Origin of the sequence: Vibrio sp. 10N.222.54.E6 (assembly GCF_041473955.1) — a bacterium.
Lineage (GTDB): Bacteria > Pseudomonadota > Gammaproteobacteria > Enterobacterales > Vibrionaceae > Vibrio > Vibrio tasmaniensis_A.
The window spans coordinates 1-17,215 of record NZ_JBFRTD010000012.1 but is presented as its reverse complement, the minus strand read 5'-3'; the positions used below and the strand labels follow the sequence as shown (position 1 = coordinate 17,215).

Sequence of the window (17,215 nt, the reverse complement as noted above, 5' to 3'; positions counted from 1 at the left end):
CTAGGTGCTTTTTTGTTATCGGTATCGTACCAATCGGTGTGATACGAGCGTGTTAGCTAATGTCTACGACGCTTTGGCTACGCCTCTAATGTGACCTTCTACTCGATTCTTTCCAAGTTGTAGTGCGATAAGCTTTGCTTGTTCCGCAAGGGCTAAAGCAGAGTCTGTTTCGCCGTCTATTTGCGAAAACCCGACGCTGATACTGAGTGACAATGTGATATCCGGAGTGACTATGGTTTTCTCGGCGATGCTGACTCGACATTGTTCCAATTGGTGCTTGGCATCCTTCGCATCATTCGCTTTGAATAAAACGGCGAACTCCTTGTCCCCGACTCGAGCAAGGCAAAGCCCTTTTGGCTTAGGAAAGTAAGAACGCATCGCTTCTCCGGCAAGCTTTATCATCTTGTCGCCAATCGCTTCACCGTAAGCTCGATTTACGTGGTCAAAGTTATCGATATCGAGCAGAGCTACATAGGTATCGGGTTCGCATGCGTAGTTGTCGATCGCGATGTTAAAACTACTTTTGTTGTCTAACTGAGTCATGAGATCTTTACTGCTCAATTGATGGTGGAGCAGTAAGTTAGACAACGAGACTTCCGTGTAATCTTTGATCATGCGTAAAATACTTTGACTGATCGGCAAGGGCGCATTGACGTAAATCACCGCGATTAGCTGGTTACGAGAGTGCAAAGGGATACAGTAGTGGCGTTGGAGTATTTTGAGTTTACGTGCCAATGGATCTGCGTATTTGCTGCTTCGATAAGCCATGGTCTCGGGAGCAAATCGCTCAGCAAGGGCTTTGTCAGTATGTAGCGTTGATTTGTTTCCATGATAATCGATGGTACTGAATGAATGGCTCTCTGCTTGATAAAGGCAGAATTGAATGCCTTTTTGATAGGTAAAGCTATTGAATATGGCTTTTAACTCTCGTTTAAAGCTGGCGAGATCATCAACTTTATTCAGTTGAGATAACGACATGTTCAAGCGGTGAGCTAGGTAGTGTGCGCCAATCCATAATAGAAGCAGTGACCCGAGTACCACGCCAGTTAGCGTAAATTGGTGTGAGCTGGTGAGTATGTCGTGACGATCAGTGCCCGAGACGAATACCCAGTTTAAGCTGTTGTCAGCATCAAATACCGTTATTTTGAAATTATCTTGATAGTAGTATTCGTGTTGGCCGACGGTCTCACCTTGAGAGAGTTGGTGGCTGATGCCGGCATGATAGCTGATGGATTTGGAGCCAATGCGTTTCGGGTCAGGATGGAAAACCAGTCGTTCGGTTGCTCTATCAACCACAAATACATAGCCACGGTCTAATGTCTTTAAGTCTCTCAGGCCTTGTGTGGTATGCAAAAGGTCAAACTCAATCCATATTTCTTTGTTCAACTTTTCCGTCGTGTGTTTGATCGCGAAAACCCAACGACCATCGGGTTTTTGATAGATAGAAGAGATGTAAAAACCTTCTACAACACTATCAATTGGATTCCACTGGATGGCATTGATCTGCTCATTAGAAAGAGGCAGGCCACGAGTTGAAATATATTGTTGGGATTGAGGCTGGTATTGAACAATATCGGAGAAGTTAGGTGTTCTCTTAAGAATATTGTCACTGATGTCCCTGAATTTTTGTTCACCGACGGGGCCTGATGTAGATAAGCTTAAACTGGTTTCCAAAAAATAGAGTTTGCCGAATGTGGCTTCGATGTTGGAATTGATGATGGAACTTGCGATACGAATATTTGATAGTGATTGTTCTTTTGCTGTCGTTTCTACTTTTTCAAGTTGAGCTGCAGCAAGATAGAGCATCCCTCCAGTTAATAAAATAATGTATGGTTTAAAAAGCCGAATTAATGTTTTAGGTAAAGCCATGATATCCAAAGACGTTATAGATTCATTTTTATAGTACGGCCATACTAAACAGTTTTCGTAATCACATCAATGCAAAATGTTCCATATAAAAAATTGAGTTTGTGACGTTCAGCTAATAAAAAAGCCAGTCATAAATATAACTGGCTTCTATGGCTTCGCGCGTTCTATTAAGCTGGTCTGGCTTTTAACCTAAACCTAAACCTAAACCGAATCAGTCTTGTTTGGCGAATAGTGCAAAATTGCCATTGAAACGGGAGATAACAGCATTTCACCTTCGGCATGACCCGGTTTCACGTTTCGCAAGTTGGTATCACAGATGGTGACCCAGTCTTGCTGACGGTCACTCGGTAAAGAAAATCGAGCAGGAGCGTTGGTTTGGTTGATCAGATAAATCAACTCGTCGCCATCTTTGCCGATGCCTAAATGCAAGGCTACGGAGCTTAAACGGTTCCAATCATCATGTTCCATGATTGTGCCATCAACACGGCTCCAGAATATACGGTTAGAGTTACGTTTATCGCCACTGAACGCTTTGATAAACGGCACCATGTATTGCTGACGTGCGGAGATCATCTCAGATAACCAAGCCTTGAAGTAAGTCTTACGCTCGGAATCTTCCCAGTTGAGCCAGCTGGTGACCCCGTCTTGGCAGTACGCGTTGTTGTTACCCTTTTGAGTATGAGATAACACATCGGCCGTCAAAATATGCGGAATACCGAATGCAAATAACAGGCTTGCCATGAAGTTACGTTTTTGCTTTTCACGTGTTGCGATAACTAAAAGGTTTTCTGTGTTGCCTTCAACACCATAGTTTTCAGAGCGATTATCACCGTGTCCATCGCGGTTGCTCTCACCATTTTCTTCATTGTGCTTATGTTTATAAGAAACAAGATCTTGCATGGTGAAACCATCATGATAAGTGATGTAGTTGACGGTTAATTTGTACGGCCAGTGTGCGGCACTGTAGATGTCACGAGAGCCCATTAAGCGAGTCGCAAACTCTTTCAAGTAGCCTTGGTCGCCACGCCAGAAGCTACGAGTGATATCTCGCAGCTTATCGTTACACTCATTCCACCCCAACGGAAAATTGCCAACTTGGTAGCCATTTGGCCCGATGTCCCATGGTTCTGCTATTAACTTGGTTTCTTTCAATACCGGATCTTGGGCAACGGCTTTGAAGAAAGCAGCCTCAGGATTGTAGTTATCGCCTTCGCGCCCCAGTGTTGCTGCCAAATCAAAACGGAAGCCGTCGACTTGGAACTCACTAACCCAGTAGCGCAGTGTATCCATGACTAAGTTCAGTGCTGGTTGGTGGGTGAGGTCGACCGTATTGCCACAACCGGTGAAGTTCGCGTAATGACAGCCATGCTTAATGTAGTAGCGGCTATCCAGTGCTTTTAGGTTGAAGGTTGTACCACCTTCACCGCCTTCTGCAGTGTGGTTGTAGACGACATCAAGAATGACTTCGATACCGTTGCGGTGCAGTTCTCGAATCGCGGTTTTGAGTTCACTTACGGCGTCTTTCTCTGCGTAGCGTGGGTCTGGCACCATAAACAAATATGGATTGTAACCCCAGTAATTCACTTTCCCCATATCCAATAGGTGGGGTTCATGCATACATGCAGCAATGGGTAAAAGTTGTAGAGAATTGATGTTTTGCTGTTTATAGAATGCAAGCATTTCGGGACTAACTAACCCCAAATAACGGCCTTTTGTATTGGTCGCGACTTCTGGGTGAAGTTGAGATAGGCCTTTAACATGGGTTTCGAAAAGAACGGTCTCTTCGCGGCTAATACGCGGCTTTTCGACATCTTGCCAATCGAACGTGTCATCAACTACGAGACACTTCGCCATCGAAAAGCTTTTTTCATTGGTATATGGCGTTGCGTAATCGAGCGGTTCGCTTATTGCTTTAGCGTAAGGGTCGGAAAGTAAGATCGGGCCATTATCAGTTTCAGCAATGAAACCGTATTTTTGTCCCGCTTTAATACCATCAACAAATACATATCTGATATCAGCGTATTCATTTTCCAATTTATAAGTGGTGAACTCATCGTTCTCGTCAAAAAGAGCGAGAGAAAGGGATTTACAGTCAGGGGAATAAATTGAGAAGTTACAGCCAGTGTTACCTAGCGTTGCGCCTAGTGGATAAGGGCGAGCGAGCGTTCTAGTCATTGCTTGATTTCTTGTTCGTTTATCAACATCAGTGAACTATTAGTAAAAGGCTTTGTCCCATTAAGGTCAAGCAACTTCATAGAATAAATTTTGTTGAAAAATAATTCATCGATGAAGTTCAAATTATATATTTGAAGTAGATCTCACTTATGCTGAATAATTAGATCTGTGTGCTGTCTACTCCTCCTAGATTAAGTGATCCAACCCTTTAAAATACCATTCTGTATAAACTCTACTCCCTTCTCATCCCCCTTAATTTAGTTCGGGGTGGAGGAAGTCAAACTTGTCATCCCCTCTTAATATTGGCTCCGTTGAAACGAATCAGGGGAAACCCTAAACCTCTCTATCTTACGCCCGCCATTACTGCCTTTGGTTGTCGCAAGAGAGCAAAAATATAAAACCTAAAATAAATCGTCCTTAATGGAGTTAAGAATGAAAAAAGTAAGTTTGATTGCTGCTGCAGTGGCTTCTGCACTTGTCGCTGGTTCAGCGTTCGCAGAAAATGACGTTGCACTTGATGTAACAAGTGGTGACTCTTCAATGGAAGTAGAGGTGAAAAACCCTACTGACGTTATCACTGACGGCTGGGAAGTTCACGGTTACATGTCTTCTAACGTTCGTGTTGTAGATGGTAAAACAGTAGACACTGAATTCGGTAAGCCAGATTACAAAACAGCGGGTACTCACGGTAAGAGTACTAACCAAGTTGAATTTGTAATTAAGAAGCACTCTGAGTACCAAAATGGTGTGTGGGCCGACTACGTTCTTCGTACTGAATATGGTAACGGTAACTCATACGCTTATTCTTCTGAAGGCGGACAAAAGAAGAATGATGATTCTCAGTTCGAAGTAAAAGAAGCTTTTGTTGAGCTCGGCGGCATTTTAGGTGAAGACACTTCTATTTGGGGTGGTCAACGTTACCTAAACCGTGCAGCTGGCCTTTTATCTGGTGAGTTTTGGAAACAATCATCTGGTATTGGTGCAGGTATTCAAACTAAGCTTGCAGGACATACTGCTGGTATCGCTTATGTGATGGCTGATCCTGATGCAGGTTCTGCAGATTCTTACGCGATAGACTGTAAGCAAAAAGATGGTACTACATCGACAAACCCGAATGAATGTAAAGTGAAGAAAGATGGTGCAAAAGAAAGACAGACACTCTCTTCTATTGACTTGTACTACTACGGCGTGGATGCGGGTATCGGCAGCCTAGACTTTGACTTTAAATATGGTCAGCAAAACATTAATGGCGGTGAGAACGAAGACGGTATCGGTGCAGCTGTAACGCTTAATACAAGTTACTATGGCCTAGACGGTTGGACTCAAAACGTAATTGCTTACGGCTCTGGCGTAATGAAAAACCGTGGTGTTAACTTCGGTGGTTGGTCTGGTGGCGGTGATAAAGAAGAATCACTATTCTTGACTTCTTACGGTGTGCTTAACATCTCTGAAAAATGGCAGTTAGGTACGGAAGCAGTGTACTTTACAGCTCTTGACCAATTGTTTGGTGCTGACGGTTTGACTCGTTACATGGTTGCTGCTCGTCCTTCTTACAAACTGAACGACAACATTCGCTTAGAAGCTACGGCTTCTTATGCACATGAAGAAGGTGATGAAGGTTACTGGAATCGTACTGGTGATGCTGTAGAGAGCGATATTCTTAACCTAGAAATTGCAACTGCATTTACAGCGAACTCTGACTACTTCGGTCGTCCACAAGTTAAGCCTTACATTAGCTACATTAAAGCTGATGATGAAGCAAGTGCTAAACAAATTGGTATCGATAACGGTAAAGACGAATTTGTATTCGGTGTACACACTGAAATTTGGTTCTAAACCGTTTAAAGTATAAGGCAGCCATTGGCTGCCTTTTTCCGTTTCCCCCAACAACAACCAATAGTGAGAGAGATTACAATGACAAATAAAAGCTCTATGTTAGCCGTGGTACTAGGTGCCTTGCTAAGCGGTTGTGCTTCCGATGCTCAGGTTCAAACTAAACTCGATGCACCCACTAATGCAGAAGTATGCTGCAGCGATTTTTCGCAGTACCCATACGCACAATTGAATGATAATGAAGATTTAAAGTTTGATATCGACTTGGGATCACCTGTCGGTACATTTACAACAGGTAATAGCCACTTTGCAGCGTTCAAGTTCAGCGAGCGCTCAGGGGAGATGGTCGTTAAGCTATCGAGCTTAATGATCGATGATTCAGTTTTTGCTCCAGAAGCCATGCTTCTAGATGAAAACTTTAAGCCAGTGCAAACATTGAAGTTTGAAGACTTTAAGGTTCAGGCATCCGACGCTTTTACTCGCACGAGTTACATTGAGCGCTTGCGTATTGATGCGAGTAAGACACCTTATATTGTTATCTACACGCCTGCTGATGAGCTTGGCAATAAGGTGAAAGTTGATCACCCAGCAAAGGTGCGAGCAAAAGAATTTGGTGAGGTGATGCCTATGGTCACCGATCCGGTATACACCAATCAATTAGGTGGTCGTTTAGAGTTAGAAATTAAAACTTTAAAACTTCGCCCTTACCGTGCTAAACCTGCCGTAGCGCCAGTCGTTGCTGCCCCTGCCGCTATGGCAGCGACTGCAACAGCTGTTGTACCGAAGAAAGCAGACACGCAGATACGTGTGCAGCAAGAGACAAAAGACTTCTATTTGTCTGCTATACAAAATGCGGTGAAGTCAGGTGATGTACCGAAAGCTTTAGGTTTGTTAGATGAAGCGAAGGCGCTTAATGTTGAAGGTGCACAAGAAGCTTTTGTGCGAGCCGTCAACGCAAAATAGCTTATTAGCTTATTAGTTAGCTTAATAACTTAATAACTTAATAGATTAGTAGGCTTAATGGCTTAGCAGCCCAGTATCTTAGTCGCTTAGAGATAGAAATAGAGATAGAACGCTCCTTTAAAGGGGCGTTTTTTATATCTGAATTTATAGACACTTCAAGTTTAGAGGTCGTTATGCAATCTGAATTGATTATTATCGATGAGTTCTTTATTCCACAGTTGAATCGAACTCGAACGCTCCGCATTTACCTTCCTGCGGGGTATCACCAAGCAGAGCACGCTTATCCTGTCTTATACATGCATGATGGGCAGAATGTCTTTGAGAAGTCTACAGCGACGTATGGGATGTGTTGGGATGCACAAACGACACTCGATGAGATGCAAAGGCTCGGTAAGTTATCCGGGTTAATTGTTGTCGCTATCGACAGCAGTCATGAGCTTGATGGCATGGAGCGTTACAATGAGTATTCGCCTTGGCGCGCTAACCAAGAGATAAAAGAGTTGGGAGTTGGTGATGAGCTACTTAAATTTGGTGGTGAAGGGGACGAGTATATAGCGTTTATCTGTCATACATTGAAGCCTTATATCGACCAAACATACAGAACAAAGCCGAACCGAGAGTTTACGTACCTTGCTGGCAGTTCAATGGGCGGGCTAATTAGCTTATATGGTGGCTCACTGTACCAGAATACTTTTGGCGTGCTTGGGGTCTTCTCTCCGGCGTTTTGGTTCAATAAATCCTCATACTTCGAGTATATGAAAGAGTTTAACTTTCTGTCTCCAATGAAAATATATATGGATATGGGAACGAATGAAGCTCGTGAAGAGGCAAGCGTAGATTTTGCTGACGTTTATCTGAGTGGTTCAAGGGCAATGAACACGTTACTCACTCAAAAGCCGAACGTGACGCTGTTTTATCAAGAAGGACAAGGTCATCAACACAATGAACTGGCTTGGTCGTTGCGATTCCCGAATTTTATCGACTTTATTTTTAGACAATAAAAGAAGGCCTAACTCCGTTTTGTCTTCGTAAACGGTGTATTAGGCCTGCTTTTTTATCGCTTTATAACCGTATCACTTTATACGTCTATAAAGCGATAGGCTTAGTATCAGCAAAGCTAGTCCTTGGCTGCTGACAATTTTTGCTTATTGCGCTTGTTCAACAAGTAGTCCTTGCTCATCAAACTGTTGTGTTGCCTTGCAAAGTCGGGCTTGGCAATTTGTAAGTCGCATAAGATGGCGTTATTTGGCTTTGGTTGAATCTCAAACTGCGCTTGTTTGTCGTTGACCGTGACCTGTTGTTGGTGACTGTCGATCATGATCTCCAACGATTGTGTTAATGGTGTCGAGATTACGGCAACAGACTCATGGTTTATGTCTAGCGTAAGCACCAATGTGATTTCGGGACTTACCGTATCTTCTAGATTTGACTGAATCTTGTAATGAGAAATCCCATTTTTAGATTCAAATGACAGTCGTAGCTGGTTTCCTTGACCAAAAGGCAACGAAGCCACTAATTCGCTCCAACAACTTGGGAAATTTGGTGTTAGGTGTATCTGATTGTCCAATAAGCGTGGGCAATATCCCAAATAGTCCTGTTGCGCGTTACGAGCGTATTCTGAAACAGACCAGGCTTGAGCAAACGTTCCTGATTCTACAAGGTCGCGGTCACTTTCTTGGAAAGCATCCAAATTTTCACTCATTGTCCCTCTACAGCCTTGTGTAAGGATCTGTTTTGCCAAGTTTTTGGATAGCTGGTAACTGAGATCTTGCTGCTTAAACTTGTTGAGCGCCGTAATAGTAAAGCCCGCATTCCACCCCCAGATCGTCCCGTTGTGATAAGCCGCGTCCTTGTGGTACATAGCTTGATTGTCGTGATAAGGATGAAAATCGACATGCTCTTGTTGTAAGGAGCAGATCCCCCATGGGAACAATAGCGTTTCTACCGCGTTCTTGACGATGTATTGCTCTCTTTCATTCTGATTCAGCGGACTTTTCTGAGGAATTGAAATCGTCATCAACTGATTCGGACGCACGCTATAATCAGGCACATCACCTTGCGATAAATGGTCGGCTAGGCGATGGTTTTTATCATCCCAAAATTTAGTGGCGAAACTCTCTTTCACTTTTCCTGCTTGGATTGTCCAGCTCTTTTCTGATTCAGAGTCGCCCACCAGAATAGCGAGTTGAATAGCGCAGTTTAAGCTTTCAAACCACAAAGCTTGGATGTCATTGGCTTTAGGCCCGCGAGGAGACCAAGGTGTCATCCCATCAATTTTTGCATCCATCCACGTATCAGGGTGGCGATGTGCCATCAGACTGTCTTTATTCGAATAATCTTCATTCAAGCCATCTTTACTCAAGCTATCTTTATTCAAGTAATGTTTTTCGACACCCGTGATGAAACGCTTGAGAGTGGGATAAATGGCCTTAGCGAACGCCACATCGCCAGAGTAGTTGATGTACTCAAGGGCTTCACGAATCATCCAAGGAGTACCATCGGTGGTGTTATAAATGATGTTCGTTTTACTCGTCACTCGATTCGGGATTCGGCCGTAATTTGTGGAATTTTCGTCGAGCATCTGCATGGACGCAAAGTTTTCAATGATCTCTTTTGCTTCACTAAACAGCCCATTAACCAAGCTTGTGCCCGACAAAGCGATAAAGGTGTCACGGCCCCAACAGTCCTTGAACCAAGGTAATCCAGCCCAAATGCCCGTGCCAAATTCATGGCTAACAAAGGTTCGGCTTGCAAGGCGCGACCACATAACCGCTTGGTTGTATTCAAGGTCGTTGGTCCACAAATAATTATTGGTTAAGAACTCATAAATCCGCTGTTGGTGAAGAACGTGTTCGTTATTTTTGACCGCTTGATTCACCAATGAACTAGCGGCTTTAAGGGTTTCAGCAAAGCCGAGGTAGACGATGAGTTCAGTTTGGTTATCTGACGTCGTGAGCATGAGTTTTGCGTTGCTCTCTGAGAGCTGAACTAGGTCGCGAAGTTCAGGGTGAGCGTCTAGCGAGATCTCTCGTGCATGTACAGCATGATTGCTTGCGATGGCGACAAACCTTGGGCAGCCGTCTGGGCAAACTTGAGGGCTGAGTTCTATGACGATATTTGAGTCTGAAGTATGAACTTTAGAGTGAGTGGTCGGTATGTTGAGTTCTGGAATTAGGCTTAAAGCACTCGGTTTGTTTGACGACACAGTGAGTGATACAAGTCTGGAACCTTGAACCAGGCTCAACGACTCTCGGCTATGATCATAATGATGTTCAATACCATAAGGCGTCAGGCTGGCACGTTCAGCTTCTAACTTATTATTGAACTTGCCGTCGATATAGCTAGCGAAGGTTCCCAGTATCCAACCTTGGTGGTGACGATATTTGCCACCGTTTACATAGCTATAGGTTGCTCCATGATAGTAACCATCGACATTATCCCCGAACACAAACGGAAATGACTGTGTCTCTGAGATGGTGAGCTGCTGGAATAGTTGGTCATGTGGAATCGCAAAATCAGGGTGTTGCCAGTGAGGCTGCGACTCCTCAACCTCAATATCAGCCTCAATCAGGTGAGTATCAATAGGCTCACGTTGAGGTGTTGATAGATCATTGTATTCCCCCTTGGTTACGGTGATCGTTGGCGTCGAAGATCCAAATTGCACCTTCAAGGAGTATTGACCAGCGACAGCGGGAGAGAGCAGCAGATCATTGCCAATACCTTGTGTGTTGATAAGAGGCATCGCTTGTTCTAATTCGCAGAGTGTGGCTTCACTTTCATGCCCTGAAAGCGTCCATTGCTTGGTGCCATCTGAATCCGAAATTTTGAAGCGATAAAGGTCGGTAGATAAGCATAAGTTTGCTCTGTAAGAGCCGTCTTGCTCTTTGAACAATGGGGTGTCTAACCCCCAGCCATTGAACGTACCTTTTAGGTAAAGAGTAGGGATTTGCATAGCGAGTTGATTTCCAAAACAAAAAAGGCACAGCATGCGCTGTGCCAAAGGACAATAGGATATTAATAAAAAGAAAGGTTATTTGGTGATTTGTTTCGCTGCTGTGTCTAGTGCTTCTCTAACGGTTTGCTTGCCCTGCATTGCGTTATCGATAGCCGCACCTTCAGCGAACCAGTAAGCCGTCATTTGCGGGATGTTTGGCATAATTTCGCCGTTTTCAGCATTCGTCATGGTTGATTTGATGCGATCATCGCTCTCAAGAATTTTTTGGAATGATTTTAGTGTCACCGCGCCAAGAGGCTTGTCATCATTCATGGTTTTCAGAGCGTAGTCTTGGAATAGGTAGTTCTCTAAGAACTCGACAGCAAGATCAGTATTTGGACTCGCAGCATTGATACCCGCACTTAGGATTCCAACAAATGGGTTACCTTTACCGCCATTTAATGTCGGCAGCTCCGCAACGCCATAATTAACACCAAGCTTGTCTAAGTTACCCCAAGACCAAGGGCCATTAATGGTCATTGCCACATTGCCGTTGGTGAACTCTGCTTCTGCGACTGAGTAATCCATATTCGGGTTAACTACCCCTTGGTTTACCATGTCAACTAAGAATTGAAGGCCGCGAACACCCGCTGCATTGTTAACACCTGTGCTTTTAGCGTCATAGCCTGTTGCTGTTTTTTCAAACGCAAAGGCACCACCAGCAGAGATCATCGGCCACGTGAAGTACGCATTTTTCACATCCCACATGATGGCTTTTTTGTTTTGCTTAGCCATCTCTTTCTGAATGTCAGCAAGCTCTTCCCATGTTTTTGGTGGGTTTGGAAGTAGGTCTTTGTTGTAGATTAGAGAAGGTGCTTCGATTGCTAGAGGGTAGCCCACAACTTTACCGTTGACTGTCACCGCATCCCAACTGAAGTCGACAAGCTTTTCTTTGAATTCTTTACTTGGATTAAGTTCGTGAAGTAGCCCTGATTCTGCGTAGCCACCAAAACGGTCGTGTGCCCAGAAAATGATGTCAGGGCCGCCGCCTGTTGCTGCGTGTTGTTGGAATTTAGCTTCCAGTGAGTCTGGGTACTGAACGTTAATTTTTACACCAGTATCTTCTTCGAATTGTTTACCAATTTCAGCAAGACCGGCATAACTTTTATCGCCATTGATCCAGATTGTGATTTCACCTTCTTCCATAGCAAAAGCCGGTGCATTGAAAAGAGCAGCAAGGGTACAAATAGACAGTGTTTTCAATAGAGGTTTCATAGTTTCATTCCATATTCAGAAGGTTATCCATAACGATAATCACTTCTATCAGTTCTTATTATCTGCTGAAAATAATATCGACTAATTTAGCCTTTGAGAAATAGGTAAACGCACCTTTGATATAGTAAAAAGCTATAGCAATGCCGATACAGTGCTGTTTTACAGGCGATCGCCATAGTTTTGTGAAGTGGCGCGTATGGAGAAATGTGAAGGCGGGCTCAAACTATTTTTGGGTGATGAAAGCCATCCAAAACTAAGCGCTAGGTTGCTTAGGTTAAGATGTGAAATGTTGGAGAGAATCGATGGCTTTGGGCAATAAAAAAGGCAAGGAGAACCTTGCCTTTGGTGTGTTGCATTTAACGTATGATTACAGTTTTACAGCAAATGATTCATACGGTGCCAGTTCAAGCTTGGCTGACAACTCAGTGACCGTTTGATAGTTATTGATCAGACAATCAAGCGTCTGAGTTTGGTATTGTTCAGGCATATCCAGTGTCAGGTTGTCGTTTGAGAAGTTACAAACTACAAACAGCATTTCACCATCCAACTCACGTACGTAGGCGAAAACCTTGTCGTGTTCTTCAAAAACAGGGATGAATGAACCGTAGACAATCGCTGGGTGAGCTTTTCGTAACTCTATCAATGTCTTGTAGTGATAAAATATGGAACTTGGATCAGCCAACGCACTTTCGACGTTGATCTCTGGGTAGTTTGGATTCAGCTCAATCCAAGGTGTTCCGTCAGAGAAGCCTGCATTTGGTTGGTTGTTCCAATGCATGGGTGTTCTAGCGTTGTCACGGCTGTTCTCGTGAATGGCGTCCATCATGTGTTCATGAGTGACACCCGATTCCGTTTTTACTTTATAGAAATTGTGCGTTTCAATATCTTTATATTGGTCTAGATTGTCAAAAGCGACATTGGTCATGCCAATCTCTTCACCTTGATAGATGTAAGGTGTGCCTTTCAAGAAGTGCAAACACGTCGCCAGCATTTTTGCTGACTCAACTCGGAAATGTTTGTCATCACCGTATTTTGAAACCAAACGTGGCAAATCGTGGTTGTTCCAAAAAAGGGAATTCCAACCACCATCGGCCAGCTCTAGCTGCCACTTGGTCAGCACATTTTTGAACTCTCGAAGATCAAGCGGAATAGGGTTCCATTTGTCACCGTTCTCCCATGTCAGGGTAATGTGCTCAAATTGGAACACCATAGAAAGTTCATTTCTATCTTGTCCGCTGTATAGCTTGGCTATTTCTGGAGTCGCGCCCCAAGTTTCTCCAACGGTTAACAAATCCTTGTTACCAAAGGTCGCCTGATTCATTTGTTGTAATAGCTTGTGCAGCCTTGGTCCGTTACCAGTGATTCCTTTATCGATCTCTTTACCAATAAGATCAATCACATCTAAGCGGAAGCCGCCGATGCCAAGGTCAATCCACCAGTTCATCATAGTATGAACTTCTTCTTGAACCTTCGGGTTTTCCCAGTTCAAATCTGGCTGACGTTTCGAGAATAGATGGAAGTAATATTGTTGTGTGAGTTCATCCCACTGCCAAGCACTTCCGCCAAAGATCGAACCTTGGTCATCCGGTGCGCTGCCATCCTGTTTTGCATCGCGCCAAATGTAATAGTCTCGATACGGATTGTCTTTTGAAGAGCGTGCTTGCTCGAACCAACGGTGCTCATCTGACGTATGGTTTACCACTAAATCCATAACAATCTTAATGTCACGTTCCTTCGCTTCATCCATCAGTCGTTTCATCTCTTCCATTGTGCCAAACTCTTCAGCAATCGCTTGGTAGTCGGAGATGTCGTAGCCGTTATCGTCCATTGGAGATTGATAAACAGGGGAGAGCCAAATGACATTAATGCCTAGTTCTTTGAGGTAATCGAGTTTGCTGATGATTCCATTTAGGTCACCGATACCGTCATTATTCGAGTCTAAAAAGCTACGCGGGTAAATTTGGTAGACCACTGCGTCATGCCACCATTTCTGTTCCATCTCAATGTCCACTTAATAAGTTAATTGACCTTACTATAGTGATTTCATCTTACACTGGGAAATAGCATTACTAATGCTCTCTATAGAAAAATCCTATATCATGAGCTTTATCCGCTGCGCACTGTGTTCAGTGGTTTAATTTGTTGAATTTCTAACCTCGCATTTTGTGATCGAATGCAAACTAAGAGAATCCTATGAACAAGCTATACCGATACTTTCTGATGGTTGCGCATACTGGCAGTATTAAAGGTGCCGCAGAAAAGCTGAATATTAGCCAACCCTCCTTGACCGCTGCGATCAAGAAATTAGAGAGTGATGTTGGTGTGGCTATTTTTACTCGTAAGTCAAAAGGCGTTGAGCTTACTGAGTACGGGGTGTTGTTTCGGGAGTTTGCACAAGAACAGCAAGAAAAGCATCTGTCTTTGATGCACCGCTTTACCGACATGCAGCAGCGCCAATCCGGTAAATTGAAACTCGGCACCGGGGAAGCTTGGTGGGAACAATTTGTTTGCAAGGCGGTTGAGGAATACAAGCAACAAGAAAAAATGGGCTCGCTACATTTAGAGTTCGGTAACAACTTGTCTTTGATGCACCACTTGGTTCAAGGCGATATCGACTTGTTTGTTGGCCATGAAATCTATGGGCTGCATGAGCGATGCAAAGTAACGTTTTACCCACTCTTTCAAGACAAAGAAGCGGTGTTTGTTCGAGCCAACCATCCGTTGCTAACGAAGAAACACTTAGATCCGAGTTTGTTAAGGCGTGAGACATTAGCGTTTCCAATACTCCAAGTGACCCCCGATCATTCTCGACATAACTCTGTACTGTCTGACCACGTAAATTCACAGCCTGGTGGGCGTGATACCGAGGTGGTTGGGCGAGATGTCTATGACGTTGACTCTCTTTTTGCGAGCTTAGATATGTTAAGAATGTCTGATGCTGTCATGCCATACAGTCATAAAATGTGCGATTGGATGAAAGACAAAGGCTTCGAAACCTTACTGATTGATGACTCTAAGCTAGGAAACGTTGGCCTCTACGCGAAACAGGGAGCGGAAGACCTCAAGATCAAGACGTTCATTGAGATCTTACAAAAAGCCAACTTTGATTAAGCATTGCATGAAATACGAAACTCGTTTGGGTAAGCGTCCAATCTTGGTTGTGCAGAGCAGTTTAAATAAAGTCTAAATTTGAACTAGTAGTGATCGGGTAGTACAATATAGCTATTGAATGAGTGATGACATTCAACTAACTAAAGCAACAAATACAAACAGGGTGAGTGATTATGGACACAGCAAATGTAGAAACCGTCAGTTTCTTAAAAAAAAATGCGGCTAACTTGCCTTTAAGTGAACCACTAACGATCACGCAAAATGGAAAACCTACGTATGTAGTTGAGTCGTATGAAGACCATAAAAAACGTCAAGATGCCATTGCGCTAATGAAACTGGTTAGCTTTGCAAAAAATGATGTTGTTCAAGATCGTGTAACTTCGTCTAGAGATTTAAGAAGTCGATTAGCTGCCCGTAAGTAACAAAGGTAAATATGACTCATAAAGTAGAAATTCAATACACGGAAACATTTGAAAATTCGCTAAATGATTCGATTGATCACCTAACTCAATGGAATGATGAAAAATCAGTCATTGAAGGGATTGAGAGTCTTTTAGATGCCTTTGAAGAAAATGTGAGCCATAACCCTAACATGTACTCTAGATGTTCTGAGCTTGTAGGGTTGGGGGTCACTAGTATCAGAGAGTTCAAAAAATCGGGTTTTAGGCTGTTTTATGAGGTGAATAATGGCACGGTTACAGGCCTAGTCTTATTAAGGCAAAAACAAGACATATCAATGGCTCTCGTTGATTATTGCATCATACATAAATAAAGTTATAGCAGAGATTTAGCTCATGTACTTATAACCCCGTTTAGTGACTTACGGGGTGTGTTTTAATTCGAGTTAAGCGGCTGTTGTTAAAAAGCTTTATGATGTGTTCGCTTTAAAATCCAAAGGTTATCAGCCGTAATAGAAAGCCCCTCTACACCCATTCGCTTACTCTTTGGTCTGGTGACCTGTTTTCTTCGCAAACTTTTGCATCGCTTCAGCAAAGGTTGTTGCCCCACCTTTGGCTTGTACCTGTACTACCTTATACCCCAATTTTTCTAGCGCTTGGCGCTCTGCTAAAACAGCGTCATCGTCTTGCTGGCTGCCCTGTGCTGGTTGATGAAGGTAACACCCTTCTAGTTGACCATCTTCGACCAGTTGGTGGTGTTTCAGTGCATTGATATCAAAATTCATAATCAGTCTTTTCGTGTAAATGAGGAATACCTGCGGCAAAGCCCGCAAGTATCTATAATTCGATTGTTTGTACCATAAGGCATTTTAACCATAAAAAGCGAATGGAAAAATAGTAAACCAGTGGAATGTAATCGGGAGCGGTTTATCTTAGAAATGGATGAGGTAACTGAGATCGTGCTGGAACGGTTTTGGACATAAATGAGTTTCAGGAATTCTAATATTAGTGATTCATGAATAACTTTTTATAAGGCAAATTTGCCAATTAATACGCCTTTGTACAGTGCGCACTTTGTCTGCTTATGTTCAATCGTGCATATCTCCTTGAATCAGTGCAACCTCTTGTATTTAGAGGTTTTATCATTGAAGTATCGCGAAATGAGTAAGAATTACATTTTTCGAGAGTTAGAGTGCCAAATGACCAAGGAAGAGGTCGCGGAACTGTGTTTTAAAACTGTGAGAACGGTCACGGGATGGGACGAAGGAAAACCAATACCGCCTGAGTGCAAAAGACTAATGAGAATGGCAAAAGGTCGAGAACTAAGCATTAGCGAAGACTGGGTACAGTTCAAAATGTTATACGACAGTATGGAGCTGCCAACAGGCCAAATCGTAAGGCCACAACAAATATTAGCAGGGATTGCGCTTTTAGGAATTCAGTCAGAGTTGGAGATTAAGACTTCGACACATTTACTTGGTCTTGCTAGAGCGATAGCGAACATCAGAAAATAGGATGAGAAAAGTATGGTTTTCTCAATGGGAGTTCAAAGCTAAAGAAAGAGCGTCTAACAAGGTGAAATACTTATTGATAAGATAGCTTCGATTGGAACAAATCCCTTATTTGTTAGTTTAACCGTAAGCGCGTCATGAACCCC

The 17,215-nt window shown here is 43.3% G+C and carries 13 protein-coding genes; 7 read left to right on the top strand and 6 right to left on the bottom strand.

Annotated features, from left to right (window positions below; genetic code table 11):
* Nucleotides 1-63: 63 nt before the first annotated feature.
* Both AB4513_RS07365 and glgX read right to left on the bottom strand, forming a co-directional pair.
* A complete protein-coding gene (locus tag AB4513_RS07365; protein WP_009845871.1) occupies nt 64-1,806 on the bottom strand; it encodes a diguanylate cyclase domain-containing protein in 1,743 nt (580 codons plus the stop codon).
* Nucleotides 1,807-2,070: 264 nt separating this feature from the next.
* A complete protein-coding gene (gene glgX / locus AB4513_RS07360; RefSeq protein WP_009845870.1) occupies nt 2,071-4,044 on the bottom strand; it encodes a glycogen debranching protein GlgX in 1,974 nt (657 codons plus the stop codon).
* 432 nt (nt 4,045-4,476) lie between these two features.
* Between glgX and AB4513_RS07355 the strand changes: the two genes are divergently transcribed.
* The 3 genes from AB4513_RS07355 to AB4513_RS07345 all read left to right on the top strand — a co-directional run bounded on the left by AB4513_RS07355 (nt 4,477) and on the right by AB4513_RS07345 (nt 7,841).
* A complete protein-coding gene (locus AB4513_RS07355) occupies nt 4,477-5,880 on the top strand; it encodes a carbohydrate porin (protein WP_009845869.1) in 1,404 nt (467 codons plus the stop codon).
* A 78-nt stretch (nt 5,881-5,958) separates the two neighbouring features.
* A complete protein-coding gene (locus AB4513_RS07350) occupies nt 5,959-6,840 on the top strand; it encodes a MalM family protein (RefSeq protein ID WP_009845868.1) in 882 nt (293 codons plus the stop codon).
* Nucleotides 6,841-7,013: 173 nt separating this feature from the next.
* The gene (locus tag AB4513_RS07345; RefSeq protein WP_009845867.1) at nt 7,014-7,841 is read left to right on the top strand and encodes an alpha/beta hydrolase; all 828 of its coding nucleotides are present in this window, start codon (nt 7,014-7,016) and stop codon (nt 7,839-7,841) included.
* A gap of 116 nt (nt 7,842-7,957) precedes the next feature.
* On the opposite strand, the gene AB4513_RS07340 is transcribed toward AB4513_RS07345, so the two are convergent.
* The 3 genes from AB4513_RS07340 to AB4513_RS07330 all read right to left on the bottom strand — a co-directional run bounded on the left by AB4513_RS07340 (nt 7,958) and on the right by AB4513_RS07330 (nt 14,048).
* Nucleotides 7,958-10,840, bottom strand: coding sequence for an amylo-alpha-1,6-glucosidase (locus tag AB4513_RS07340; protein WP_102258297.1), 2,883 nt, complete (start codon nt 10,838-10,840; stop codon nt 7,958-7,960).
* 30 nt (nt 10,841-10,870) lie between these two features.
* Complete coding sequence (malE, locus tag AB4513_RS07335; RefSeq protein ID WP_102258298.1) at nt 10,871-12,049, bottom strand: maltose/maltodextrin ABC transporter substrate-binding protein MalE; 1,179 nt, start codon at nt 12,047-12,049, stop codon at nt 10,871-10,873.
* A gap of 367 nt (nt 12,050-12,416) precedes the next feature.
* A complete protein-coding gene (locus tag AB4513_RS07330) occupies nt 12,417-14,048 on the bottom strand; it encodes an alpha-glucosidase (RefSeq protein WP_102258299.1) in 1,632 nt (543 codons plus the stop codon).
* Nucleotides 14,049-14,242: 194 nt separating this feature from the next.
* Between AB4513_RS07330 and AB4513_RS07325 the strand changes: the two genes are divergently transcribed.
* The 3 genes from AB4513_RS07325 (at nt 14,243) to AB4513_RS07315 (ending at nt 15,932) form a co-directional block, all read left to right on the top strand.
* On the top strand, nt 14,243-15,160 hold the full coding sequence (locus AB4513_RS07325; protein WP_009845863.1) for a LysR family transcriptional regulator: 918 nt from the start codon (nt 14,243-14,245) through the stop codon (nt 15,158-15,160).
* A gap of 173 nt (nt 15,161-15,333) precedes the next feature.
* Nucleotides 15,334-15,582, top strand: a complete 249-nt coding sequence (locus tag AB4513_RS07320; RefSeq protein ID WP_009845862.1) for a prevent-host-death protein — start codon at nt 15,334-15,336, stop codon at nt 15,580-15,582.
* 11 nt (nt 15,583-15,593) lie between these two features.
* The gene (locus tag AB4513_RS07315; RefSeq protein ID WP_009845861.1) at nt 15,594-15,932 is read left to right on the top strand and encodes a type II toxin-antitoxin system RelE/ParE family toxin; all 339 of its coding nucleotides are present in this window, start codon (nt 15,594-15,596) and stop codon (nt 15,930-15,932) included.
* Nucleotides 15,933-16,097: 165 nt separating this feature from the next.
* Here AB4513_RS07315 and AB4513_RS07310 read toward each other — a convergent pair whose 3' ends face one another.
* Entirely contained in the window at nt 16,098-16,343 is a 246-nt protein-coding gene (locus tag AB4513_RS07310) for a hypothetical protein (RefSeq protein WP_009845860.1), read from the bottom strand.
* Between the two features lie 360 nt (nt 16,344-16,703).
* Between AB4513_RS07310 and AB4513_RS07305 the strand changes: the two genes are divergently transcribed.
* Nucleotides 16,704-17,072, top strand: a complete 369-nt coding sequence (locus AB4513_RS07305) for a phage protein (RefSeq protein ID WP_102258300.1) — start codon at nt 16,704-16,706, stop codon at nt 17,070-17,072.
* Nucleotides 17,073-17,215: the final 143 nt, after the last annotated feature.